We start from the raw sequence: 24409 nt of genomic DNA, 5'->3' as shown, positions 1-24409 counted from the left end.
CCTGTCCTCCTACTTCACTTCAGGCGGTGTGCTGAAGGTGTGGTAAGGAGCAGGCGATGCGACTGTCCACTCCAGGCCTTCTGCGCCGTCCCATGGCTTGGCTGCTGCCTTGGGTCCGCCCTTGATGCACTTGATGACGATGAACAAAAACAGCAACTGCGTCGCGCCAAACATGAAGGCGCCGATCGACGAAATCATGTTGAAGTTGGCGAACATCATGTTGTAGTCCGGAATCCGCCGCGGCATGCCGGCCAGCCCGATAAAGTGCATCGGGAAGAACGCCAGGTTCATGCCGACAAAGCTCATCCAGAAATGCGTCTTGGCCAGTACTTCGTCATACATGTGGCCGGTCCATTTCGGCAGCCAGTAGTAGGCCGAGGCAAAGATGCCGAAGATCGCACCGGGCACCAGTACGTAGTGGAAGTGGGCGACCACGAAGTAGGTATCGTGATATTGGAAGTCTGCTGGGGCAATCGCCAGCATCAGCCCGGAGAAGCCACCGATGGTGAACAGAATCACGAAAGCGACGGCAAACAGCATCGGTGCTTCAAAGGTCAGCGAGCCGCGGAACATGGTGCTCACCCAGTTGAAGACCTTGACCCCGGTGGGTACGGCAATCAGCAGCGTGGCATACATGAAAAACAACTCGCCGGTCAGCGGGATGCCCACAGTAAACATGTGGTGAGCCCAGACCACAAAGGACAGGAACGCAATTGCTGCGGTGGCGTAGACCATCGAGGTATAACCGAACAGCGGCTTGCGGCTGAAGGCCGGGATGATCGCACTGACCGCGCCGAAGGCCGGCAGGATCATGATGTACACCTCGGGGTGACCGAAGAACCAGAAAATATGCTGGAACATTACCGGGTCACCACCGCCAGCGGCGCTGAAAAAGCTGGTGCCAAAGTGAATATCCATCAGCATCATGGTCACCACGCCTGCCAGCACCGGCATTACCGCGATTAGCAAGAAGGCAGTGATCAGCCAGGTCCAGACGAACAGCGGCATTTTCATCAGCGTCATACCGGGGGCACGCAGGTTGAGAATGGTCGCGATGATATTGATCGCGCCCATGATCGAGCTGATACCCGCCAAGTGAATGGCGAAAATGAAGAAAGTCACGCTCGGTGGTGCGTAGGTGGTCGACAGCGGTGCGTAGAAGGTCCAGCCGAAATTCGGGCCACCGCCTTCCATGAATAGCGTCGATACCAGCAGACCGAAGGCTGCGGGCAACAACCAGAAACTGAAGTTGTTCATGCGCGGCAGGGCCATATCCGGCGCGCCGATCATCATCGGAATCATCCAGTTGGCCAAGCCGACAAACGCCGGCATAACCGCACCGAAGACCATGATCAGGCCGTGCATGGTCGTCATCTGGTTAAAGAATTCCGGCTGCACCAACTGCAGGCCGGGCTGGAACAATTCGGCGCGGATAACCATGGCCATCGAGCCGCCAAGCAAAAACATGGCGAAACTGAACCACAGGTACATCGAGCCGATGTCCTTGTGGTTAGTGGTCAGTACCCAACGCATCAAACCTTTGGCCGGACCATGGGCATGGTCGGCGTGATGGTGATCGATCACTGCACTCATGATGGTCTCCTATTGGCCGTTTTTGAAGTTGAGGATGTCGAGCGGTGCGACGATCTCGCCGGTGTCATTGCCCCAGGCGTTACGTTCGTAGGTAATAACCGCAGCAATATCCGTTTCAGACAGCTGGGCGCCAAAGGCGGCCATGGATGTACCGGATTTGCCGTTAACGACGATATCGATATGCGCTGGCATATCGGTCAGCGCCATTTCGCTGCCCTTCAAGGCTGGGAACATGGGCGGCAGACCTTCGCCACCTGGTTGGTGACAGGCCGCACAGGCACGGGAATAAACCTGTTCGCCACGCACCATCAACTCTTCAAGCGTCCAATCCTTCTCGCGCAGCTCGGCTTCCTGAGCGGCGGCTTCTTTCTTCTCAGCCAGCCAGATGTCGTAATCTTCCTGGCTCTTGGCTTCCACAACCACCGGCATGAAGCCATGATCACGGCCACATAGCTCAGTGCACTGGCCGCGGAAAATGCCCGGCTCTTCAATGCGCGTCCAAGCTTCGTTGACGAAGCCGGGGATGGCGTCTTTTTTCACCGCCAGGGCCGGAACCCACCAGGAGTGAATGACGTCGGCGGCAGTCACCAGGAAGCGAATTTTCTTGCCCACAGGCACAACCAAAGGTTCATCTACCTCAAGCAGATAGTTTTCATTTTTGGTAGTGAGGTTGTTGATCTCTTCGCGAGGGGTAATCATGTTGCTCATAAAGGCAACATCTTCACCGAGATAGCTGTATTGCCAGCGCCATTGGTAGCCGGTGATCAGAATATCGATGTCCGCTTCTTCAGCGTCATAAATTTCGATCAGGGTTTTGGTCGCAGGGACTGCCATGCCGACAAGAATCAGCAGAGGTATGACGGTCCAGAGTACTTCGACGCCTACGTTCTCGTGGAACTTGGCTGGCACCGCACCTCTGGATTTGCGATGCATGAACATCGACCAGAACATGATGCCGAAGACGATGACGCCAATGACCACACATATCCAGAAGATCAGCATGTGCAGATCAAAGACCGAGCGACTGATCTCAGTCACTCCTCTGGGCATATTAAATGACCATCCGGCGCTTACGGTGCCACTGAGTGCTAGCATAAACAAACCACTCAGCCAGGCGCTTGCTTGTCGCAACATTCCCGGTTCCCCTTTATTTTTTTTATTCAGCACTGGTAGCGGGGGGAAAGGCATTTAAAAAGTCATCAGGACTGGATAAATACGTGGCAATAAGTCGCTTGGCTTGCCCTAACGCAGGCAGCTTCAAGCGCTACTGACCGGCCCCCCAAAAGACTGCCAGACGCTTCGAGTATAGACCTGACAGTTTCTAAGGCAATCCCTGGGAGTCTTTATTTTTTGATATCTGTCAAGACTGCACTTGTAGCCTTGTGTTATTGGGTGCTGCAGCAGAGGGCGGGCGAGGATGCTGGTGAGATCAACTGCATTTCATTTTATTGGCTCAGCCTGAGCCATTTTGACGATATCATAGTGCTCTGCTAGCGTGTGTTCGGGCATTGGTATCTTTGCCGGGGCATGCTTTGTGGCGATAGTTTGCGACGCTAGCTAGTGCTGATGGTTTCTGGCGAAATAGGGGAGTGTTTTATGAATATTGCAGCACTACGCGAGCGTATTCGCGTGGCCGAGTTTCAGGAGCACGAACAGGGCAGCCTGCGCGCGTGGTTAAGTCAGCAATTGCTGCAGCTGCATCCCGCTATTACGCCAGGTGATGATCCGCTGGATACACTGCAGCGGCTGGCTGAAGGTTATATCGCCGAGGTGCCGGATACCCTGGAGGCGGCGCAGGCGGTCGCCGATTCGGCCAATATGCGCGCCCAGCTGTTGCCGGTTCTAAAGGTGGCCGAGGCCTTTTTTTTGCAGCCACCTGATCTGCCCGCGGACCATCAGGGCATGCTCGCCCTGTTGGATGAGGCTTATCTTGTTCACCGGCTGGTCGAAGAAGTCAATGATCGCTACATCGCCCACGGCGGGGAGCCGCTGTTGCCGCTGGACACCACGCGGGCAAATGTCATCGTGCATCAGCTGTTGGGCGATACCTTTGCCAACCAATTGGATCTGGCTGTGAATACGGCGGTAGAAGGCTTGGCGCCGGAAAGCCTGTTCAGCAGCCAAACCTTCGATGATTTTCGCCAGATCATTGCCCAGCGCGGTCGCATAGCGCTGTGGCAGGATTGGCCTTGCCTGTCGCGGCAATTAGGCGTCGAAATACGTTTGCGCGAGACTAACTAGCCTGTCCCGTTGTGCAAGCCATTATTTCTTCTTCAGACGCGGGTTGGGAAAAAACTGCACGGTTTGTGAGGTGGCTGGTGCGGGCTGCTTGACCTTGGTCACCCTGGTCGGCACTTCGCGAGGGACCGAGTTGCCGCGCTCATCCAGCGTATCGGCATAACCGCAACTGACGCATTCACGATTCGGTACGCCATCGACCTCATACATCCGAATGGTGTCCATAGCGCTGCACGCCGGGCAGACAGCCCCGGCGATAAAGCGCTTGGTGGTCGGGGTGCTGGTCATGCGGCCTCCTCGGTCAACCCGCTGTGGCGTAGCAGCGCATCAATGCTTGGCTCGCGGCCACGGAAGGCCACGAACAGCTCCATCGGCTCACGGCTACCACCACGGGCCAGGATGTTGTCGCGGAAGGCTTTGCCGGTGTCAGCGTTCAGTACACCCTCCTCTTCGAAGCGCGAGAAGGCGTCAGCAGAGAGCACTTCAGCCCATTTGTAGCTGTAATAACCGGCCGCGTAACCGCCGGCGAAGATATGCCCGAAACCGTTCTGGAAGCGGTTGAATGCCGGCGGTGGGAATACCGACACTTCTGCACGCACCTGATCGAGTACTTCCTGCACCGTCTGACCGGGCTTTTCCCGCAGATGCAGCAAGAAATCAAACAGCGATAGTTCTACCTGGCGCAGCATGCCCATGCCGGACTGAAAGTTGCGCGCTGCGAGCATCTTGTCCAGCAGATCTTTCGGCAGCGGCTGACCGGATTCGTAATGAGCGGAAATCAGCGCCAGGCCCTCGGGCTCCCAGCACCAGTTTTCCATAAACTGGCTAGGCAGCTCGACCGCATCCCAGGCTACACCATTGATCCCTGATGCAGCCGGGTAGTCAACGCGAGTCAGCAGATGGTGCAGGCCATGGCCGAATTCGTGGAACAGCGTGGTCACTTCATCGTGGGTCAGCAGCGCCGGTTTGTTCCCAACTGCCGGAGTGAAGTTGCACACCAGATAGGCAATCGGTCGCTGCAACTCTCCGCTGGGCAGGCGTCGACGATCACGGCAGCCGTCCATCCAGGCACCGCCGTTCTTGTGGCTGCGGGCGTACAGATCGAGAAAGAAGCGGCCGATGACTTCGCCCTGTTCGATCACTTCAAACAGCCGTGCATCCTTGTGCCAGCGATCAAACTCGCTGACTTCGCGCAGCTGAATGCCATACAGATGCTCGACCACCGAGAACATACCGGTCAATACGGTATCGACCGGGAAGTAAGGTTTGAGCTCTTCCTGGGAGATGGCATAGCGATATTGTTGTAATTGCTCGCTGTAATAGCCGACATCCCAGCTCTGCAGATCATTGCAACCACGCTCGGCAGCGAACTCCCGCAGCGCGGCCAGGTCCTGGCCCGCGAAGTTCTTGCTGCGGCTGCCCAGGTCGCGCAGAAAGCTGACCACTTGATCGGTGCTCTCGGCCATTTTGGTGGCCAGAGACAGCTCGGCAAAATTGGCAAAGCCGAGCAGTTCGGCCAGTTCCTGGCGCAGGGCCAGGATTTCGGTGATCAGCGGGCCGTTATCATACTCGCCAGCCTGTGGGCCGAGTTCTGAGGCGCGCGTGCAATAGGCGGTGTACAGCTCTTCACGCAGGGCGCGGTCGCGCGCATAGGTCATGACGGCGTAGTAGCTAGGGAACTCCAGGGTGATCAGCCAGCCATCCAGCGCTTTGGCTTCGGCAGCCTGCTTGGCCTGGGCCAGTGCTGACTCTGGCAGGCCGTCAAGCTGGGCCACATCAGTGACCTGCTTGGTCCAGGCCTGGGTGGCATCCATCAATTGGTTGGAGAAGGTGCTCTGCAACTCTGACAGGCGCATTTGCAGCTCGCCATAGCGCTTTTGCTGCTCGGCAGGGAGCGCGATGCCGGACAAGCGGAAGTCCCGCAGCGCGTGTTCGATAATGGTCTGCTGTGCCTGATCCAGCTGCTTGAAGGTCTCACCTTCAGCTAATTGCTGATAGGCGGCAAACAGCTTCTGGTTCTGGCCCATCTCGGTGCTGAATTCACTCAGCAGCGGCAGGCAGCTGTTGTAAGCATCGCGCAGTTCGGGGCTGTTCATCACCGCATTCAGGTGCCGAACCGGCGACCAGGCCAGGTCGAGCTGCTCGCCCATGTCGTCCAGCGGTTCGATCAGGTTGGCCCAGCTCCATTGCGCAGGTGGATTGTCCAGCAGTTGGGCTAGCGTCGCGCGGCTGTCTGCCAGAACCTGCTCGATGGCGGGCTTGACGTGCTCGGCACGGATGCTGCTGAACGGAGGCAGGTCGTAGGGTTGCAGAAGCGGATTGGGCGAGGTCATGAAGTTTCCTGAAAAGGTTGACTGAGTCATAGTGTGTATCTTATTGAATATCGAGGCGCTTGGCACGGCCACTGGATTTTATTAATAGTGGCAAGAGCTTTCCTTAATGGAGACAGAGCATGAATGTACGCACCTTAAGCGGTAAGTCGCCGCAGTTGGGTCAGGCGGTATTTGTTGACCCGTCCGCGGTAGTGATCGGCGACGTGGAGCTGGGCGATGACTGCTCGGTCTGGCCGCTGACGGTTATCCGTGGCGACATGCACCATATTCGTATTGGCGCGCGTACCAGCGTGCAGGATGGCAGCGTACTGCACATTACCCACGCTGGGCCGTTCAATCCGGATGGCTATCCATTGCTGGTCGGTGAAGATGTGACCATCGGGCACAAGGTTTTGTTGCACGGCTGCACTATTGGCAGTCGGGTGTTGGTGGGCATGGGCAGTATCGTCATGGACGGCGCCGTGGTCGAAGACGAGGTGATCATCGGCGCAGGCAGCCTGGTGCCAGCGCAGCGCACACTGGAATCGGGCTATCTGTACATGGGTAGCCCAGCCCGGCAGGTCAGACCCTTGACCGATAAGGAGCGCAGCTTCTTTAGTTATACTGCAGCCAATTACGTAAGGCTCAAGAATGAGCATCTGGCCCAGGACTGAGCCGGCTGACCACCTGCGTTTCGGGCGCCCAACTGTCAGGTAATCAGCCCGATGAATAATACCCCGATGTTCCGTGACTTGGCGGCAGCCTGGTTTATGCTCTGTGGGTCAGGGTGTTCTTGCCCCCTTTTCTGTTTTCAACTATTCGAGGCTTTTCATGTCTGCCTACAGCAATCGCAAAGTAGTACTTAACCAACGCCCACAGGGCGAAATCAAGGATGGCGACCTGGTCATCAAGCAGGAGCCGGTGCGTGATCTGAAGGATGGCGAAGTACTGATCAAGACCTTGTGGCTATCTCTGGACCCGTACATGCGCCCGCGCATGAATGACAGCAAGGGCTATATGGATCCGATCGAAATCGGTGCGCCGATTGTTGGTGAAAGTGTCGGCCGTGTGGTCGAGTCCAAGTCGCCTAACTATGCCGTCGGCGATGTGGTCACCAGCTACTCCGGCTGGCAGGAATACAGCATCATCCCCGGCGATGCGCCGATGGTTTACAAAGTGCAAGATCACGGCATTCCGCTGCAGGCTTATCTTGGCGTGGCCGGTATGCCTGGCCGCACCGGCTATTGCGGCCTGACCTATGTCGGCAAGCCCAAGGCTGGCGAAACCGTCGTGGTTTCCGCGGCCTCAGGTCCGGTGGGTACGGTAGTAGGCCAGACCGCTAAACAGCTGGGTTGCCGTGTTGTCGGCGTCGCCGGTGGTGAAGAGAAGTGCCGTTATGTGGTCGAAGAGCTGGGCTTTGACGAGTGCGTCGATTACAAGGCCGGCAACCTCGAGCAGGACCTGAAAGATGCGTGCCCGAACGGTATCGATGTGTACTTCGAGAACGTCGGTGGCGCCGTAACCCGCGCCGTGGCCAAGCTGCTCAACAGCGGTTCGCGCGTACCGATCTGCGGTTACGTCTCGGCTTACAATGCCGAAGACGCGAGCAAGGTCGAGACGCCCTTCCATGTGTTTGGCGCGATGGAAGACAAGCCCGAGCACCGCTTCTTTCTGGTCACCGAGTGGCAGGACCAGCATCAGGAAATCACCGCGCATCTGGCCGAGCAGATCGCCTCGGGCAAGATCAAGTACCGCGAAACCATCGCTGAAGGCCTGGACAATGCAGTAGAGGCATTCAAGGGCATGCTTAAGGGCAAGAACTTTGGCAAGCAGTTGGTCCGCGTCGCCGAGTAATGCGTTGATCCGCCGCCATGCCTTTGTGGCATGGCGGCATCTTCTAGCTCCCGCAACAATCACCCTCCGTTTGGTATAGAAACTGCATCGGTCGCACTGTATTGAGCCGATGAGCCCCGCTTGTTTGTCTTAATGCACCTTTATGCAGCACAAAGGACGGCTTATTCACCGTGCCGCGCCATCATTGTGCCAGTTTGCTCATTGAGTCAGCAGGATGGCCATGCCCGTATCCATGATAGATGTGCTCTGGGTCGTACTTTGCGCCGGCTTGGTGTTTAACATGCAGCTGGGCTTTCTCTGCCTTGAGGCGGGTCTCACCCGCAGTAAGAACACCATCAACGTAGCGGTGAAGAACATGGCTGACCTGAGTGTCGCCATACTGCTTTACTGGCTATTTGGCTTCGGCATCATGTTCGGCGCCAGTGAGCATGGCTGGTTTGGCACGGGCTTTGTCATGCTGTCGTTTCTGGATACCTGGCAGTCGGCGTTCTTTCTGTTCCAGGCTATGTTCTGTACCACCGCCGCGACTATCGTCTCCGGCGCTGCCGCGGAGCGCATGCGCTTCAGCGGCTACCTGCTGGTTACCGTGCTGGCCGCCGGGCTGGTTTACCCCTTCTTCGGTCATTGGGCCTGGGGCGGCAGTTTCAGCGATGGTCAAGGCTGGCTGGCGGCGCAGGGCTTCGTCGATTTTGCCGGCTCCACGGTAGTCCACAGTATTGGTGGCTGGATCGCACTGGCGGTAGTGCTGGTGCTGGGGCCGCGCCAGGATCGTTATGAGCTGGGCCGCCATGGCCGCAGTATGCCCGGCTCCAATCTGCCGATGGCGATGCTTGGCGCCCTGTTGTTGATGTTTGGTTGGTTTGGCTTTAATGGCGGCAGCACCTTCAGTTTCGACAACACCGTGCCCGGCATTATTGCCAACACTGTGCTTGCCGGCGTCGCCGGGATTTTAGGGGGGATGGCGCTGTCCTGGTTGCGCTGGCGGCATGTTGACCCGGTCTACCCGCTTAATGGGCTGATCGCTGGCATGGTGGCCATCACTGCTAGTGCGCATGTGGTCGACTCCGGGGCCGCCTTGCTGATCGGCTTGACCGGCGCCGTGGTCATGTACTTGGCTGACCGGCTGATGTACCGCCTGAAGATCGATGATGCGGTCGGTGCGGTGCCGGTGCACCTGGCCAGTGGTATTTGGGGCACGCTGGCGCTGGCACTGTTTGCTGATATGGAATTGCTCGGGACCGGCTTGAGTCGCTGGCAGCAGTTTCTGGTGCAGGGTCAGGGGGTTCTGGTGGCGGGCCTTTGGGCCTTCGGTTTGACCTGGGCGGTGTTGCGCCTGCTTAACCGAGTAGTGCCGATCCGCGTGAGTCTGGAAGATGAAATGGTCGGTCTGAATGTCTCGGAACATGGCGCGCGCACCGAGCTGGTCGAGTTGCTTGGAGCTATGGCTACCCACCAGCGGGACGGGCATTTCGCCGAGGAGGTGCCTGTCGAGCCGTTTACCGAAGTGGGTCAAATCGCCGGGCAATACAACAAGGTGATCCGGGCGCTACAGGCAGCGGTGGGCACCACCCAGTCGATCATTCGTGACATTCGTGACGGCATTGTCACCTGCTCGCCCGAGGGTGTGCTGGCCAGCTGCAATCCAGGTGCCGAGCGGCTGTTTGGTCTGCAAGCGGCAGACTTGCTCGGTCTATCCCTACAGGGGCTGGTGGCAGAGGATAACTGGAAAGGCTTACCGCAGCCGCTTGCCGGGGGCGAACTGAAACAGGAAGTGGTGTTCAGTCGTCGTGGTCACGAGCAGTTCGTCGCCGAGCTGACGGTCAGTCGCGGGCACGAGGATGAGCAACTGCTGACCTGCATGATCCGCGACATCACTGAGCGCAGGCGCGTGGAGCAGCAATTGTTCCAGGAAAAGGTGCTGGCGCAAGTCACCCTGGCCTCGATTGGCGACGGGGTGATCACCACCGGGCCGGATAGCCGCATTAACTACCTGAATCCGGTCGCCGAAAAGCTGACTGGGTGGAGTGGTGATCAGGCGCGCGGTCGGCCGCTGGAAGATATCTACCGGCTGTTCGACGAGTTTACCGGCGTGTCGCTGGGTAATCCGGTCACCGCGTTGCTGCGCCGCTATCGTCAGGGAATGCAGGGGCGTGAAAGTAACGTGCTGTTGTTGCGCAGGCGCGACGGTAGCGATGTGGCGATTCAAGATGCAGTGGCGCCCATTCGCGATGCCGAAGGCCACATCATTGGTGCGGTGCTGACCTTTCGCGACGTGACCATCAATCGTCGGCTGGCCCGTGAGCTGTCGCATCAGGCCGCCCATGACACTTTGACCGGGCTGACCAATCGGGCCGAATTTGAGCGCCGTTTGCTCGCGCTCTTACTCACTCCCGCGGAGGAACGCGGCGATCAGGTGCTGTGCTATATGGACCTGGACCAGTTCAAGATCGTTAACGATACCTGTGGTCATGCGGCGGGTGACGAATTGCTCCGACAACTGGCCAAGTTGTTTCAAAGCCGCATTCGCAGCAGCGATGTGCTCGCCAGGCTGGGCGGTGATGAGTTCGGACTGCTGTTGGCTGGCTGCCCATTGGCGGAAGCGGTGCCGATTGTCGATGGCATGCGCGCATTGGTTGAGGCGTTTCGCTTCAGTTGGGAGGGCAAGACCTTTGCGGTTGGAGTGAGCATTGGCCTGGTACAGGTTGAGCAGGGCGAAACCTTGGGCAGCTTGCTCAGTGCCGCAGACAGCGCCTGTTACGCCGCCAAAGACGCAGGCCGTAACCGTATTCACATTTACCAGGCCGATGATCAACAGCTGCTCGAGCGGCGTGGCGAAATGCAGTGGGTCAATCGCTTGCGCCAGGCTCTGGACGGCGACTGGCTGCGCCTCTATGTGCAGCCCATCGTCTGCGTCCAGCAGCAGGACGCAACTCCCAGTTATGAAGTGCTGGTGCGCATGCTCACTGACGATGGTCGGATCATTCCACCTGGCGCCTTTATGCCGGCGGCCGAACGTTATGCACTGGCCACCGCCATCGACCGTTGGGTGGTAGGTAACTTTCTTGCCTGGGTCGGTGATTACTCGCGGCGTATGGCTGGCAACCCCGGCAACTATTCCATCAATCTGTCTGCCGCGTCGCTGGGCGAAGAAAGCTTTCTGGAGTTTGTGTTGGCCACCCTGGCGAGGCACCAGGTGCCCGCCGCGTGCATCTGTTTCGAGCTGACCGAAACCAGTGCTATTGCTAACTTGAGCCGTGCGGTGATTTTCATGCAACGGCTCAAAGCCATCGGCTGTCGCTTTGCGCTGGATGACTTTGGCTCGGGGTTATCGTCCTTCGCTTATCTGAAAACCCTGCCGGTAGACATGCTGAAAATCGATGGTGTGTTCGTCAAGGATATAGAAACCGACCCGATTGCCCGCGCGATGGTCGCGTCAATCAACACCATCGGTCATGAAATGGGCCTGATCACAGTGGCGGAGTTTGTTGAAAGTGCAGGGATACTCGAATGCCTGACCGAGATCGGTGTGGACTATGCTCAGGGCTATCATCTAGGCCATCCGCGGCCTTTAAGTGAGCTTGACGGCGTACGCATGATGCCGCGCTAAACCGGTTATGGCGGTTAGCGGCGGGCATTGGTTACGGCAAATAGATCCGAAACTCGCCGCCATCCAGTGGCCCGCCGTTAAGCAGTTGAATATGCCCATGCTGACCGTTGCGCTGGTGCAATTCGGCAATACGTTGGCCGAAATACAGGCCGAGCCCGGTGCTGCCGGTACTCATATTGATACCCAGCACATAATCGGATTGATCCTCGATCATGCTCGGCGGATAGCCCTGGCCGTCGTCGCTGATGGAAATGACCAATTGCTCGTCTTCGGTCCAGGCCTGCAGATGAATGGCCGAGCGGGCATAGCGGATCGAGTTGTTGATCACATTACCGACCACCGAGCCGACCAGTTCGGCATCAAAGAACGCCAATTGCCCGTCCTCCTCCACCTGGTAAGTGCCGATGATACGGCGTGAGGCGAGAATTTCGTCATGCCGGGCCAACTGCGCCTGGAGAAAGTCTTCCACTTCCATCCAGGCCGGGCGCATGGGCAATTGATTGACCCCCAGCTTGTACAGGCTGAGCATCTGCACCAGCATGCCGTTAAGGCGCAGGGATTCATACTCGATCACTCCACGCTCGCGGTTGTCGGTCACGTCGGGGGGCAGGTCGGCGGACCATTGCTGGTAGGCCTGCATCAACATGCCCAGCGAGTTCTTCATGTCGTGCACGGTCGATGCAATCACCGTGGAAAAATCCAGCCCCGCTGGCGAATCCTGAGGATCGTCGCTCACAGACCCGCTACCGTTTTACAGAGTTTTTGATAACGCTCATGCCGAGCATCGCTATCAGGCATGCTGCGCACCTGTTCGAGGCAGTGCAGGCATTGCGCTTTGAGTTCCGGGTCGGGTTGCGCCAGGAGCATGCGCAATAACGATTGGGCCGTGTTCAGAGCGAAGCTGATATTGCGTGGTTGTAACGTCTGAGCCTGGCGGAACAACGGCAGTGCATCGGCGAACTGTTGCTGCTGATAGAGGCGAATGCCCTGCCGGTTCAGCTCCTGCGCGGCCTTGCCACCATTCAGAATCGCCGGATCATCGGTCTGTTGGGCGATCGACGCCATGACGTTGGCGTCGTCACCGTACATTTCTGCGCAGGTGTGCAGGATGTTCTTGGCATGGTCTTCCTGCCCCAGGGCCTTGAGCTGCCCGGCAACCTCCAGTGCCACCTCGGCGGAAAAGAAGGTATCGAGTTCGCTGAACTGGGCCGCAGCCTGCTGGATCAGCTTGTCTGCGCCGAGCCGGTCACCGGTCTTGACCAGCGTGCTGGCTTCAGCCAGCTGCGCGCGTACCTGCAGGTTGGTATCGCCCTTCCAGCTTTTGCCCAAATCGCCGAGCGTCTTGCGAATTTCCAGCAGGGCGCGGGGGTTGGGAGCCTGGTCGCCGGCTTGATCATTCAGGCTTAAGGCCAGCCCAAGATGGCTCTCCGGGTTACGAAATTGCGAATTATGGCCCAGATCCACTGCCTGTCGGTAAGCTCGCACCGCGTTATCAAAGTCGCCGTTGGCCTTGGCCAGCTTGCCTAGGGATTGCTGGCGCTGCAGGCTGTTCGGCGAGATCTTGATGCCCTGCTCGATATACTCCTGCGCCTGTTTCGGCTCGCCCATGGCTTCGAGTACGGCGGCCAGCCCGTCGAACAGCGCTGGTAGCATCGGGAACTGGCTGATGGCCGAACGGAATAGCTCCAGCGCCTGATCCAGCTTGCCTTGCTCTAGCCACAGCTGGCCCAGGGCAATCAACGCCCAAGGCATGGGTCGGTCAGTCAACTGCGCCTGCAGCAGTTTTTCCAGCTCGGCCCGCTGGCCCAGCGCCTTGAGCGCGTTAGCTTGGTAACGCAGGCATTGCGGCGCGAAGCGCTTGTGCTCCAGCGTGACTTTTTCGCAGGCGGCCAGAACGCCGCGGTGATCTTCCCGGGCCAGGGCGTCGAGTATCGGCTTGAGCGCGGTCTTGCGCTCGACCAACTTATCCAGTCGCTGTTGTAGGCTAGCGCGGTTAAAGGGTTTGGTCAGGTAGGCGTCCGGTTCACATTCCAACGCACTCATCACCATCGCCTGACTGCTTTCGGCGGTACACATGACAAAAATGCAGTGCGGGCTGATCAGTTTTAAGTGATGTAGCTCTTCAAGCACCTGCTGGCCGTTCTTGCCAGCGCCCAGATTGTAGTCGTGCAAAATTACGTCGTATTTATTGTTGCGGCATAACGCTATCGCATCCTCGCCGCGTGGCGCGGAGTCCACCTGTTTCACCGCCATCATGCGTAGCATGCCAGCCACGGCTGTGCGGAATTCGGAAAAATCATCGACAACCAGAAAGCGTTTGTTGCTGTAATCAATCATAGAGAGCATCCGAGCAGGGCATGTACAAAAGGGCGAGTGCTAGGGGCAGTATAGCCGGGCATGGTCCGGCGACCCTTAAATACAACATTAAGGCAAAGTGCCACTATATGAAAGCAGGAGTACCGGGCCGTCAACGGATAATGTCATTGGATTCGACTGCGACTATGCCAGGTTTCGCTCCTAGCGCCTGAGCCAGCATGCATTCAGCTACCGCCTGCGTCGATACCGCGCGGTAGCGTGGCGGGATTACGCCTTTCAAGCGCCGCGCCAGCCAGAGTCCGGCGGCCTCGGCGGGGCGCGCGTCAGGTCGCACCCCGCCATCCAGCAGCGAGGGGCGGACGTAGCTCAACGACTGGAATCCCAGCCGCGCCAGGTCGCGCTCGGTTTCGCCCTTGGTGCGCAGGTAGAACGAGCGGGCATTGGCGTCCGCGCCCAAGGAAGAGTTCAGCACAAAGGTCGGTGTACCTGCTTGCCGCGCTAACCGCGCGGCGTCCAGCACATAGTGATAGTCGACTTCGCGGAAAGCCGCTTGGCTGCCCGCTAGCTTCAAGGTGGTGCCCAGCGCACAAAGGACCGCGTCGGTGCGCCACCAGAGCGCTTGCTCAGGCAGATGGGCATAGTCCACTTGCGGATTCAATAATCCGGCCCGTGCCCGCAGGGGGCGTCGCGTGGGGGCTACGACGGTGTCGACCAGCGGGTGATTCAGGGCCGCCTCGACCAATTGGCCGCCTACCAATCCGGTGCCACCCAATATCAATAGCGTGAGAGGCCTGCTGGCTGTCATGTTCTCTCCAGATCAATTCAGGTGGGCGGGAAATACCAAGGTCAAGGTTGAGTTAAGTTTGGGGTGGATAATCGAACTAATATTGTAAAAGTAGCATCTTATCTGGGGTTTTACTTTCGTTAGAGGCGTACATGATTACACGTGGCTTGCTTGACCAGTTGCTCAAATCCGGATCCGACCTGCTTCAAGGCAGCTCCGCCGCCCAGGGCGAAAACGCTCAGCGTCGATCGGCCGGGACAATGGCCGGCTCAACGCTCAGTGGCTTGCTCTCGGGAGCCGGTGGTGGTGCGCTTGGCGCGGGTGCTATTGGCTTGTTATTGGGCAGTAAGAAAGCCCGCAAAATGGGCGGTAAAGTGATTACCTATGGTGGGCTTGCTGCACTGGGCGTGGTTGCTTACAAAGCTTACAGCAACTGGCAAGAGCAAAATGGCTCTCAGCCGCAGCGGCAGATTGAGCCGCAAACCGTGGATCGTCTGCCACCGGCCCAGGCAGAAGAGCATAGCCAGGCAATTTTGCGGGCAGTGATAGGTGCGGCCAAGGCAGACGGACATATAGAAGATCGTGAGCGCGAACTGATCGATGGCGAGGTCGCCAAGCTGATTCAGGATACTGATTTGCAGCGCTGGTTTGATCAGGAGCTGAACAAGCCCCTGGAACCCAGGGATATCGCCAGTTCGGCGACCACGCCGGAAATGGCCGCAGAAATGTATCTGGCCAGCCTGTTGATGGTGGATGAGGAGAACTTTATGGAGCGCTCCTATCTGGAAGAGCTGGCCCGGCAATTGGCGCTGGATCCGGCGTTGAAAGTCGAGCTGGAGAAGCAGGCGCGCGCCACAGCCTGATTTATCACTTACCCGCCCGTGCAGCGGGCCTGCCGCAAACCCCTGACCATCTATACTCGTTGGCGGGGAATTGAATCCGGAACTTACCCAGGCCAGTTTGCGCCATGCCCCATGCAGATTTCTTTGGTCTGAATTATCCTCGCACTATATGGAATGAGTGCCATGTCGAGATTCCAGGACTTTCAGAAGAGCAGTGATGCGGAACTGTTGCGATCCGAACTGTTCAGCATTGAGCAGTTGAAGCGCCACGCATTAATCCTGGCCGGCCAGCATGAGATCGACCCCCGACCAGGAGCGGACAAGCTGTTGCCGCGCCTGAAAGATAACGAAGAGGTGTTGCTGGCCGCTTACGATGTGGTGACTGCTACGGCAACAACCGAGCGTTTTGTTCCCTCGGAAGCCTGGTTACTTGATAACTTCTACCTCATTGAGCAGCAGATCGGGTTGGCAAGAGGGCACTTGCCCCGGGGTTACAGCCAGCAGCTGCCACGCTTGAAAAACGGCCTGTCTGCCGGCTATCCCCGGGTTTATGATCTGGCGCTCGAGCTTATTTGCCACGGCGATGGGCGCCTGGATAGTGAAAACGCAACCCAGTTCCTTGCCTCCTATCAGACCATGACCCCCCTTAAGCTGGGTGAGCTGTGGGCCTTTCCGATCATGTTGCGCCTGGCACTGCTGGAAAATCTGCGTAGGGTTGGAGTCCAGATTGCTCGGCGGCATGAAGAGCGGGAAGTGGCTGTGTCCTGGGCCAATCGGATGCTGGTGACTGCAGAGCAGCAGCCAGGCAAGCTGGTTCATGTGCTGGCGGACTTCGTTCAGGCAGAGGTGCCCCTGACGGCGCCTTTTGTCGAAGAGTTCTACGCTCGGTTGCAGGCTCAGGGGCCAGCCATGGCCTTTGTCCAGACCTGGCTGGAGCACAAATTGTCTGAGCAGGGCGTCACCGCGGCCCAACTGACTGAGGTCGCGGCCCGGACGGCTGCCGCCAACCAGATTTCTATAGCCAACAGTATTGGTAGCCTTCGCTTTATCGGGTCCATGGACTGGAACACCTATGTCGAAACCCTGAGCCTGGTGGAGCAGGCGTTGCAGGGAGACCCGGCACGGACCTACAGGCTTCAGGATTTCGCTACCCGCGACCGGTATCGTCACGTAATCGAGGATGTTGCCCGCGGTAGCCGCTGTTCGGAAGTGAAAGTGGCGCAGACCGCCATCGCATTGGCCCGAACCGCTGCTGCAGAGCTGGGGCAAGAGCACCGCCGTGCCCATGTCGGTTATTACCTCAGGGACCAGGGGCGCCGGCTACTGAACGAAGCCACTGGTTGTGCCCTGCCCTTGCGAATACGACTGAGTCGGGTTCTCTGGCACTGTCGTTTGTGGCTTTACCTGGGCGTCATTTTTACCCTCACTGCTGCAGCCACTGCCGCAGTAGTGGCTTGGTCAGGTTGGGATGCGACGGCAGGCTGGAAGATTGGGCTGATTAGCGTACCGCTGTTCATCGGTTCGTCTGCGCTGGTGGTATCGCTGATTAATATGCTACTGACCTTGCTGTTGCCGCCAAGAGTCCTGCCAAGGCTGGATTTCTCCGAAGGTATTCCCGACGAACACCGGACCATGGTGGTCGTACCGACCCTGCTGGCGAAGGCCAGTGATATCGATGATCTTCTGGAGAATCTGGAGATCCGCTATCTCGGCAACCGCGATGCCAATGTTTTCTTCGCCCTGCTAACGGACTTTCCCGACGCTGACGCAGCCGTGTTGCCTGAAGACGGCGCGCTCATTGACCGTGCGCGGGCAGAAGTAGAGCGGCTCAACCGCACCTACCGTGGCAGTGGCTACGACCCTTTTTACCTGTTCCACCGGCCTCGGGTATGGAATTCTGTGGATCGGGTATGGATGGGCTATGAGCGTAAGCGTGGCAAGTTGGAGCAGTTCAATGCCCTGCTGAGGGGGCAGGCGGAGGGGGCCTTCTCTCACATGGTCGGCGACTGTTCGATTTTGCACTCCATTCGTTACGTCATTACCCTGGATACCGATACCCACCTGCCCCGTGATACGGCCCGTGCCCTGGTGGGTAACATGGCCCATCCCCTTAATCGTCCGGTTTATGATGCTGCCAGGGGGCGAATTGTCGAGGGCTATTCGATTCTTCAGCCGCGCGCTTCCATTAGTCTGAACAGCGCCGGGCGCTCGCGCTTCTCCCGGCTTTATGCCGGTGAATCAGGTATCGATCCGTACACCCGGGAGGTCTCGGATGTCTATCAGGATATTTTTGCGGAAGGCTCGTTTATCGGTAAAGGCATCTACGATGTGGATGCCTTTCGTCTGGCGGTGGACGGACGCTTTCCAGAGAACCTGATCCTCAGCCATGACCTGCTTGAGGGTGGTTACGCCCGGTCGGCACTGATCACCGACGTTGATCTGATTGAGGACTATCCGCCGACCTATGCGATGGATGCTAGCCGTCGCCACCGCTGGATTCGGGGGGACTGGCAACTGCTGTCCTGGCTGTTGCCTTGGGTGCCTGCGGGCGTCTCGGCAACCGGGGCAGATAACGCCGGGGTGCAATCAGGCAAGACGGCGAGCCGATGGCAGCCAAACCCGCTTACCGCTCTCTCGCGCTGGAAGCTACTCGACAACTTGCGGCGCAGTCTGGTTCCGCCTTCGTTGGTCGCCCTGCTTACCGCAGGGTGGGTTCTGGCTATCGGTACGCTCTGGTTGTGGCCACTGTTGATCTTGATGGTGGTGTACCTGCCAGCGGTTGTTCACGCCGCAATTGAACTTGCCCGTAAACCGCCTGAACGGGACTGGATGGTGCACCTGAAGCTGGCGAGCCAGTCGGCGCAGCGCCCTTTGGCCATGGCTGTACTGAATCTGATGCTGCTGCCCTACGAGGCATGGCTTTGCCTTGATGCAATTATGCGTTCCGGATTGAGGATGTTGTTCACCCGCAAGGGGTTACTGATATGGCAACTGCCGTATTACCGAACCCGGAATGCCTGCCAGACATTGACTGATTATGTCAAAGAGCTGTGGGTGGCTCCGGTGCTTGTCGCCGCACTCTGCAGCGTTATGCTTTTATCCGGCGTGACACTCACAGCCTGGTTTTACCTGACCCCGGTGTTCATTCTGTGGCTCTTGTCGCCCGTGGCGGTGTGGTGGGTCAGCCAGCCCGCGGGGTTGCTAGTGAGCGGAGTAAGTCTGCAGCAGCAGGCCTTTTTACGGACCGCAGCGCGAAGGACCTGGCGTTTTTTTGATGAGTTTGTCGGTCCGGCGGACAACTGGCTGCCGCCGGATAATTTTCAGGAATACCCTGAGCCGCTGATCGCGTCGCGAACCTCACCGACTAACATGGGCATGTCCCTGCTGGCAGACCTTGCAGCCAGTGATTTTGGCTACATCACTGCCGGGGAGTGTTTGCAGCGGGTGGGTGCCACGCTTTCATCCATGGAGCACCTGGAGCGTTATCGCGGTCATTTCTATAACTGGTACGACACCCGAACTCTTGAGCCCTTGCGACCGCAGTATGTGTCATCAGTGGACAGCGGCAATCTCATAGGCTGCCTGCTCACGCTGCAGGCCGGGCTGGCTGAGTTCAGGTGCCAGCCGGTGGTATCCATGTTGGCGTTTCAGGGCTTGCAGGATACCTTGCAGGTGCTTGCGGAATACCTGCCTGCGGCGGGTCCGACGGTTCTGGCTGACATTGTTGAGCAACTGCAGGGCAGGCTGACGTCGTCGATGCAGGACGAGACGGCCGTTACACCGGCGGGGGTTCGGGAAGCATTGAGTGTAGTCGCCCCCCTGGCTGCTACCTTGTTCGACGCCCTGCCGCCGGACAGTGAAGAAGAGCTCAGCTACTGGGCGCGCGCACTGGTTCAGCAATGCCGGGGTTTATCCGCGGAGCTCGACCTGTTGCTGCCAGACAATGAATCCTTCGACAGGGTGCCCTCGTTGCTGGAGGCGGCCGATGCGACGGGTGATGCAGGTAGTCAGGCAAGGCAGCGTCTAACGGTTATTAGTGACCTGATAGAGCGTTGTTGCCAGGTGGCGCTGATGGATTTTGACTTTCTTTACGACAGAGCCAGCGGCCTGTTGGCCATTGGCTATGACGTGGATGAGCGTCGCCGCGATCCGTCCTGCTATGACCTTTTGGCCTCCGAAGCCCGGCTGGCTAGTTTTCTGGTGATTGCCCAGGGCCAGGTTCCGCAAAAACACTGGTTCTCTCTGGGCCGCTTGCTCACTAGCCATGGTGCCAACATCAGCCTGATCTCCTGGAGCGGCTCGATGTTTGAGTACCTGATGCCCCAGTTGCTCCTGCCCGGCTTTACCGGCACGCTGCTGGATCAGGCCTGCAAGGCAGCGGTTGCCCGCCAGATTGAATATGGCCTGCAGCGCGAAGTGCCCTGGGGGATCTCAGAGTCCTGCTACAACGCGACCGACCTGCAGCAGGTCTATCAGTACCGGGCTTTTGGTGTGCCGGGGCTGGGTTTCAAGCGTGGCCTGGGCGACGATCTGGTGATAGCCCCCTATGCCAGCGCACTTGCGCTGACCGTCATGCCAGACGAAGCCAGTCGCAATCTACAGGTACTGGCCGACAGCGGTTTTCTCGGCGCATACGGGTTTTATGAGGCCATCGATTACACGCCTGCGCGGGTTCCTCGCGGCAAGACCTTTGCCATTGTCCGCTCCTATATGGCTCACCATCAGGGCATGAGCCTGCTCGCCTACGCTCACGCCCTGCTTAGGCAACCCATGCAGCGACGTTTCATGTCAGACCCCCAGGTCCGTGCCACTGAGTTGCTGTTACAGGAGCGGGTACCGAAACAGGGTGCAACCGTTCACCCCCATGCGGCAGAGGTGTCCGCAGCGGCCCGGCCGCCGGAATTGGATACGGAAGCCGTCATGCGGGTGTTTACCAACCCGCACATGGCGTTGCCAGAAGTTCACCTGTTGTCCAACGGTTCCTATCACCTCATGGTCACCCACAGCGGGGGCAGCTACAGTCGCTGGCGCGACCTTGCTATCACCCGCTGGCGTGAAGATGTCACGGCGGATAACTGGGGCACCTTTGTCTACCTGCGGGACCGGGACACCGGGCTGTACTGGTCCAACGCCTATCAGCCGACCCTGCGCAAAGCCGATCGTTACGAAGCTATATTTGTCCAGGAGCGGGCGGAATATCGGCGCACTGACCAGGATGTTGAAGCTCATACAGAGATCAGTGTGTCGCCGGAAGACGATGTTGAGATACGCCGGATAACGCTGACCAATCAGTCGTCCCGGCCCCGCCGCATTGAAATGACCAGTTATGCTGAAGTAGTACTGGCCCCGCTTAACGCCGACCTGGCCCATCGGGCCTTCAGTAACCTGTTTGTCCAGACTGAAATCCTGCCTGACCACCGAGCCATCCTCTGCACACGTCGGCGTCGGGTTCCGGAAGAATCGGTGCCCTGGATGTTCCACCTGTTTACCGCGCCGGAACGGGCGGCCGGCACGCCCTCCTACGAAACCGATCGCGCTCGTTTCATCGGGCGTGGCAGAACAGTGGCAAACCCCGCCATGCTGGATGCGTTGGCTAGCGCCGATCTCTCCAATAGCGAGGGCTCGGTGCTGGATCCGATCGTTGCTATCCGCAGGACCGTCCGTCTGCCCGCAGACGAGGCCGTTACTGTGCAAGTGATATCAGGGGCGGCAAATACCCGGGAGGAAGCCCTTGCCCTGATAGAAAAATATTCCGACTGGCACTTTGTCGACCGGGCGTTCGAGATGGCCTGGTTGCAGAGCCAGGAAGTGCTATGCCATCTCAACGCGAAAGAGGCGGAAATACAGGTATTTGGGCGCCTGGCTAACTCGGTTATCTATGGCACCGGCCTGCGCCGTGCGCTACCCGGTGTGATCGTGCGCAACCAGTTGGGACAGTCAGGCCTTTGGCGCTTTGGCATCTCGGGGGATCTGCCCATGGTGCTGTTGCAGATTGGAGATATCAACCGTATCGATCTGGTACGGCAAGTGCTTCAGGCGCATGCCTACTGGCGGCTCAAAGGGTTGGTCGTTGATCTGGTGATTATCAATGAAGATTTCTCTGGGTACCGGGCCGAACTGCAGGATCGGATTATCGGCTTGATCAACACCGGGCTGGAGGCTCATGTTCTGAACCGTCAGGGCGGGGTTTTTGTCCGTCGTTCCGAGGAGCTTTCTGAAGACGAACGGGTGCTGCTGCAAACGGTCGCCCGCATCGTCTTCAGTGACAGTACCGACACCCAGATTGAGCAGGTAGAGCGTCGGGCATCAACCCAGCGGATATCCGATCGCCTGCGACCGTTACGCAAACGGGAGCCTGAAACGATAGAACCATTGCCACCCCGTGATCTGCTCTTCGACAACGGGCTGGGTGGTTTTACCCCGGACGGCAGGGAGTACGTCATCAGACTGGAACCGGGTGAAACCACGCCCGCACCCTGGTCCAATGTGATTGCCAGCCCCTACATAGGTACGGTGGTCAGCGAAAGTGGCAGTGCCTATACCTGGGTCGAGAATGCCCACGAGTTCCGCTTGACCACCTGGCACAATGACCCTCTGAGTGATTCCAGTGGTGAGGCGTTTTATGTCCGTGATGAGGAGACGGGAGCCTATTGGTCGCCGACCCCGCTGCCAGCCCGCGGCCGGACCGGTTACATCTGCCGGCATGGCTTTGGCTACAGCGTGTTTGAGCACACAGAAGCCGGCATCAGCTCTGAACTGACCACTTATGTGGCCATGGATGCGCCAGTGAAGTGTGTGGTGGTCCGGTTGCATAATCAGTCGGACCGACCTCGCCATCTGTCCTTGTGCGGATATTGGGAACTGGTGATGGGCGAATGGCGACACACCAATCTGATGCATATTGTCACCGAAACGGACCCCCACAGTGGCGCGGTATTTGCTCGCAATGCCTATGGGCGCGAGTGCGCAGGGCGCGTGGTTTTTGCTCACGCCAGCGCGCGGGATCAAAGCCACTGTGGCAACCGCGGCGAGTTCATCGGGCGCAACGGCTCCCTGCGCAAGCCGGCGGCCATGCGCCGCACTCATTTGTCAGGCGGGACCGGGGCGGGCCTGGATCCCTGTGCGGCGATTCAGACCCGCGTCGATCTGCTGGCAGGTCAGGAAATAGAAATTGTATTTGTCTTCGGGGCAGCCGCAGATGCCGCCGAGGCCCGGGCTTATATCAAGCGCTTTGGTGGTCCCGCTGGCGCTGGCGATGCGCTAGAGGCCGTGAAGGACCATTGGGACCGGACCCTCGGCGCGGTGCAGGTCGAAACGCCGGATCCGGCCTTGAACATCATGGCGAACGGTTGGCTGGTGTACCAGACCCTGTCGTGCCGGTATTGGGGTCGGAGTGGTTATTATCAGTCCGGCGGGGCGTTTGGCTTCCGTGACCAGCTGCAGGACAGTCTGGCGCTGATGCACACCACCCCCTGGATTGTGCGCGAGCAGTTGCTGCGTTGCGCCGGGCACCAGTTTCTCAAAGGTGATGTGCAGCATTGGTGGCATCCACCGAAGGGACAGGGTGTGCGCACCCATTTCTCCGACGATTATCTCTGGCTGCCCTACGTCACTTGCCGCTATGTGGCCGCAACCGGCGATACCGGCGTCCTCGACGAGCAGGTGCACTTCATCGAGGGCCGTGAGCTGAATCTTGATGAAGAGGCCTACTATGACCAGCCGCAGCGCTCACCCATCGCCGCCAGTCTTTACCAGCACTGCGTCAGTGCGCTCAGGTACGGGCTGAAGTTTGGTCCTCACCGCTTGCCGTTGATGGGTTGTGGCGACTGGAATGACGGAATGAACCTGGTCGGCCCAGGGGGGCGGGGGGAGAGCGTCTGGCTGGCATGGTTCCTGTACGACAACCTGCAGGGCTTCGCGGCACTTGCACAGGCCCGCAGTGATGACGAATTTGCCGATGAGTGCCGTACGCAAGCCGAGACCCTGCGTGGCCATGTGGAGTCCAGCGCTTGGGACGGCGCATGGTACCGGCGGGCCTGGTTCGATGACGGGACCCCACTTGGTTCGAGCAGTAATGATGAGTGTCAAATTGACTCCATCAGCCAGAGCTGGTCGATCATTTCCGGGGGCGGCGACCCGATTCGGGCGCGTCAGGCCATGGAGGCGGTCAACACGCGGCTGGTCTGCCGTGAAGCACAGCTGATTCGGCTGCTGGATCCACCATTCGATCTGTCAAAGCTGGAGCCGGGCTACATCAAGGGCTATGTGCCCGGCGTGCGGGAAAATGGCGGCCAATACACCCATGCCGCCATCTGGACGACCATGGCCTTTGCGATGTTGGGCGACGCAGAGCGAGCCTGGGACCTCTATGGCATGCTCAATCCGATTAATCACGGACACACGCCTGAAACCGTCGCCCTGTACAAGGTTGAGCCCTATGTCATGTGTGCCGATATATACGGCTCCCAACCGCATACAGGGCGCGGCGGCTGGACTTGGTACACGGGCGCTTCGGGCTGGATGTACCGCCTTACCATAGAGACCCTGCTTGGCCTCCAACTCGACGTGGATTGCCTGAGGATCACCCCCTGCCTGCCTGCCGGGTGGCCGTCCTATAAAGTCAGTTACCGGTACCGGGAAACGGTTTATCAGATCACCATTCGCCGCACAGGAGAACGGTCACGGGACGTGACCCGGGTGATGCTGGACGGCCAGACCCTGGAACACGCCGGCAGGGCGGGGCCAGAGCGAGGGCGGATTCCCCTGGTGGATGATCTGCAACCTCATGAGGTGGATGTCGAGCTGGGCTGACTGTGCCGGGTTGCGCAGGGGGATGAGGCATTCCCGCGCAATCCGGACAGTA

General features: G+C 58.7%; 13 protein-coding genes. 6 read left to right on the top strand and 7 right to left on the bottom strand.

Annotated elements, in window-relative coordinates; translation table 11 throughout:
- Positions 1 to 9: 9 nt before the first annotated feature.
- Entirely contained in the window at positions 10 to 1593 is a 1584-nt protein-coding gene (gene ctaD, locus K787_RS0106925) for a cytochrome c oxidase subunit I (RefSeq protein ID WP_022962068.1), read from the bottom strand.
- Between the two features lie 9 nt (positions 1594 to 1602).
- Complete coding sequence (gene coxB / locus K787_RS0106920) at positions 1603 to 2727, bottom strand: cytochrome c oxidase subunit II (RefSeq protein ID WP_022962067.1); 1125 nt, start codon at positions 2725 to 2727, stop codon at positions 1603 to 1605.
- A gap of 462 nt (positions 2728 to 3189) precedes the next feature.
- Between coxB and K787_RS0106915 the strand changes: the two genes are divergently transcribed.
- A complete protein-coding gene (locus K787_RS0106915) occupies positions 3190 to 3834 on the top strand; it encodes a hypothetical protein (RefSeq protein ID WP_022962066.1) in 645 nt (214 codons plus the stop codon).
- Between the two features lie 21 nt (positions 3835 to 3855).
- Here K787_RS0106915 and K787_RS0106910 read toward each other — a convergent pair whose 3' ends face one another.
- A complete protein-coding gene (locus K787_RS0106910; RefSeq protein ID WP_022962065.1) occupies positions 3856 to 4119 on the bottom strand; it encodes a YheV family putative zinc ribbon protein in 264 nt (87 codons plus the stop codon).
- The gene (gene prlC, locus K787_RS0106905; RefSeq protein WP_022962064.1) at positions 4116 to 6164 is read right to left on the bottom strand and encodes an oligopeptidase A; all 2049 of its coding nucleotides are present in this window, start codon (positions 6162 to 6164) and stop codon (positions 4116 to 4118) included. The genes K787_RS0106910 and prlC overlap by 4 nt, the downstream gene beginning before the upstream one ends.
- A 119-nt stretch (positions 6165 to 6283) precedes the next feature.
- On the opposite strand from prlC, the gene K787_RS0106900 reads away from it, so the two are divergent.
- The 3 genes from K787_RS0106900 to amt all read left to right on the top strand — a co-directional run bounded on the left by K787_RS0106900 (position 6284) and on the right by amt (position 11604).
- Positions 6284 to 6817, top strand: coding sequence for a gamma carbonic anhydrase family protein (locus tag K787_RS0106900; RefSeq protein WP_022962063.1), 534 nt, complete (start codon positions 6284 to 6286; stop codon positions 6815 to 6817).
- Between the two features lie 157 nt (positions 6818 to 6974).
- Positions 6975 to 7997, top strand: coding sequence for an NADP-dependent oxidoreductase (locus K787_RS0106895; protein WP_022962062.1), 1023 nt, complete (start codon positions 6975 to 6977; stop codon positions 7995 to 7997).
- A 220-nt stretch (positions 7998 to 8217) separates the two neighbouring features.
- A complete protein-coding gene (gene amt / locus K787_RS0106890) occupies positions 8218 to 11604 on the top strand; it encodes an ammonium transporter (RefSeq protein WP_022962061.1) in 3387 nt (1128 codons plus the stop codon).
- Positions 11605 to 11635: 31 nt separating this feature from the next.
- Here the strand turns inward: amt and K787_RS0106885 are convergent, their stop codons facing one another.
- The 3 genes from K787_RS0106885 to K787_RS0106875 all read right to left on the bottom strand — a co-directional run bounded on the left by K787_RS0106885 (position 11636) and on the right by K787_RS0106875 (position 14725).
- Entirely contained in the window at positions 11636 to 12268 is a 633-nt protein-coding gene (locus tag K787_RS0106885) for a sensor histidine kinase (protein WP_052185331.1), read from the bottom strand.
- 68 nt (positions 12269 to 12336) lie between these two features.
- Positions 12337 to 13941 (bottom strand): tetratricopeptide repeat-containing response regulator, encoded by a 1605-nt coding sequence (locus K787_RS0106880; RefSeq protein ID WP_022962059.1) that lies wholly within the window; start codon positions 13939 to 13941, stop codon positions 12337 to 12339.
- Positions 13942 to 14071: 130 nt separating this feature from the next.
- Positions 14072 to 14725, bottom strand: a complete 654-nt coding sequence (locus K787_RS0106875) for a Rossmann-fold NAD(P)-binding domain-containing protein (protein ID WP_022962058.1) — start codon at positions 14723 to 14725, stop codon at positions 14072 to 14074.
- Between the two features lie 131 nt (positions 14726 to 14856).
- On the opposite strand from K787_RS0106875, the gene K787_RS0106870 reads away from it, so the two are divergent.
- Positions 14857 to 15567, top strand: a complete 711-nt coding sequence (locus K787_RS0106870) for a tellurite resistance TerB family protein (protein WP_022962057.1) — start codon at positions 14857 to 14859, stop codon at positions 15565 to 15567.
- A gap of 162 nt (positions 15568 to 15729) precedes the next feature.
- On the top strand, positions 15730 to 24357 hold the full coding sequence (locus K787_RS0106865; protein WP_022962056.1) for a glycoside hydrolase family 94 protein: 8628 nt from the start codon (positions 15730 to 15732) through the stop codon (positions 24355 to 24357).
- Positions 24358 to 24409 lie beyond the last annotated feature (52 nt).

The organism is Halopseudomonas pelagia CL-AP6 (assembly GCF_000410875.1).
GTDB lineage: Bacteria > Pseudomonadota > Gammaproteobacteria > Pseudomonadales > Pseudomonadaceae > Halopseudomonas > Halopseudomonas pelagia.
This window is presented reverse-complemented; position numbering and strand designations above follow the sequence as displayed.

Excerpts from the sequence above, each read along its gene's own strand:
- ctaD (WP_022962068.1), bottom strand. The coding sequence starts at position 1,593 with ATGAGTGCAGTGATCGATCACCATCACGCCGACCATGCCCATGGTCCG.
- coxB (WP_022962067.1), bottom strand. The coding sequence starts at position 2,727 with ATGTTGCGACAAGCAAGCGCCTGGCTGAGTGGTTTGTTTATGCTAGCA.
- K787_RS0106915 (WP_022962066.1), top strand. The coding sequence starts at position 3,190 with ATGAATATTGCAGCACTACGCGAGCGTATTCGCGTGGCCGAGTTTCAG.
- K787_RS0106910 (WP_022962065.1), bottom strand. The coding sequence starts at position 4,119 with ATGACCAGCACCCCGACCACCAAGCGCTTTATCGCCGGGGCTGTCTGC.
- prlC (WP_022962064.1), bottom strand. The coding sequence starts at position 6,164 with ATGACCTCGCCCAATCCGCTTCTGCAACCCTACGACCTGCCTCCGTTC.
- K787_RS0106900 (WP_022962063.1), top strand. The coding sequence starts at position 6,284 with ATGAATGTACGCACCTTAAGCGGTAAGTCGCCGCAGTTGGGTCAGGCG.
- K787_RS0106895 (WP_022962062.1), top strand. The coding sequence starts at position 6,975 with ATGTCTGCCTACAGCAATCGCAAAGTAGTACTTAACCAACGCCCACAG.
- amt (WP_022962061.1), top strand. The coding sequence starts at position 8,218 with ATGCCCGTATCCATGATAGATGTGCTCTGGGTCGTACTTTGCGCCGGC.
- K787_RS0106885 (WP_052185331.1), bottom strand. The coding sequence starts at position 12,268 with ATGAAGAACTCGCTGGGCATGTTGATGCAGGCCTACCAGCAATGGTCC.
- K787_RS0106880 (WP_022962059.1), bottom strand. The coding sequence starts at position 13,941 with ATGATTGATTACAGCAACAAACGCTTTCTGGTTGTCGATGATTTTTCC.
- K787_RS0106875 (WP_022962058.1), bottom strand. The coding sequence starts at position 14,725 with ATGACAGCCAGCAGGCCTCTCACGCTATTGATATTGGGTGGCACCGGA.
- K787_RS0106870 (WP_022962057.1), top strand. The coding sequence starts at position 14,857 with ATGATTACACGTGGCTTGCTTGACCAGTTGCTCAAATCCGGATCCGAC.
- K787_RS0106865 (WP_022962056.1), top strand. The coding sequence starts at position 15,730 with ATGTCGAGATTCCAGGACTTTCAGAAGAGCAGTGATGCGGAACTGTTG.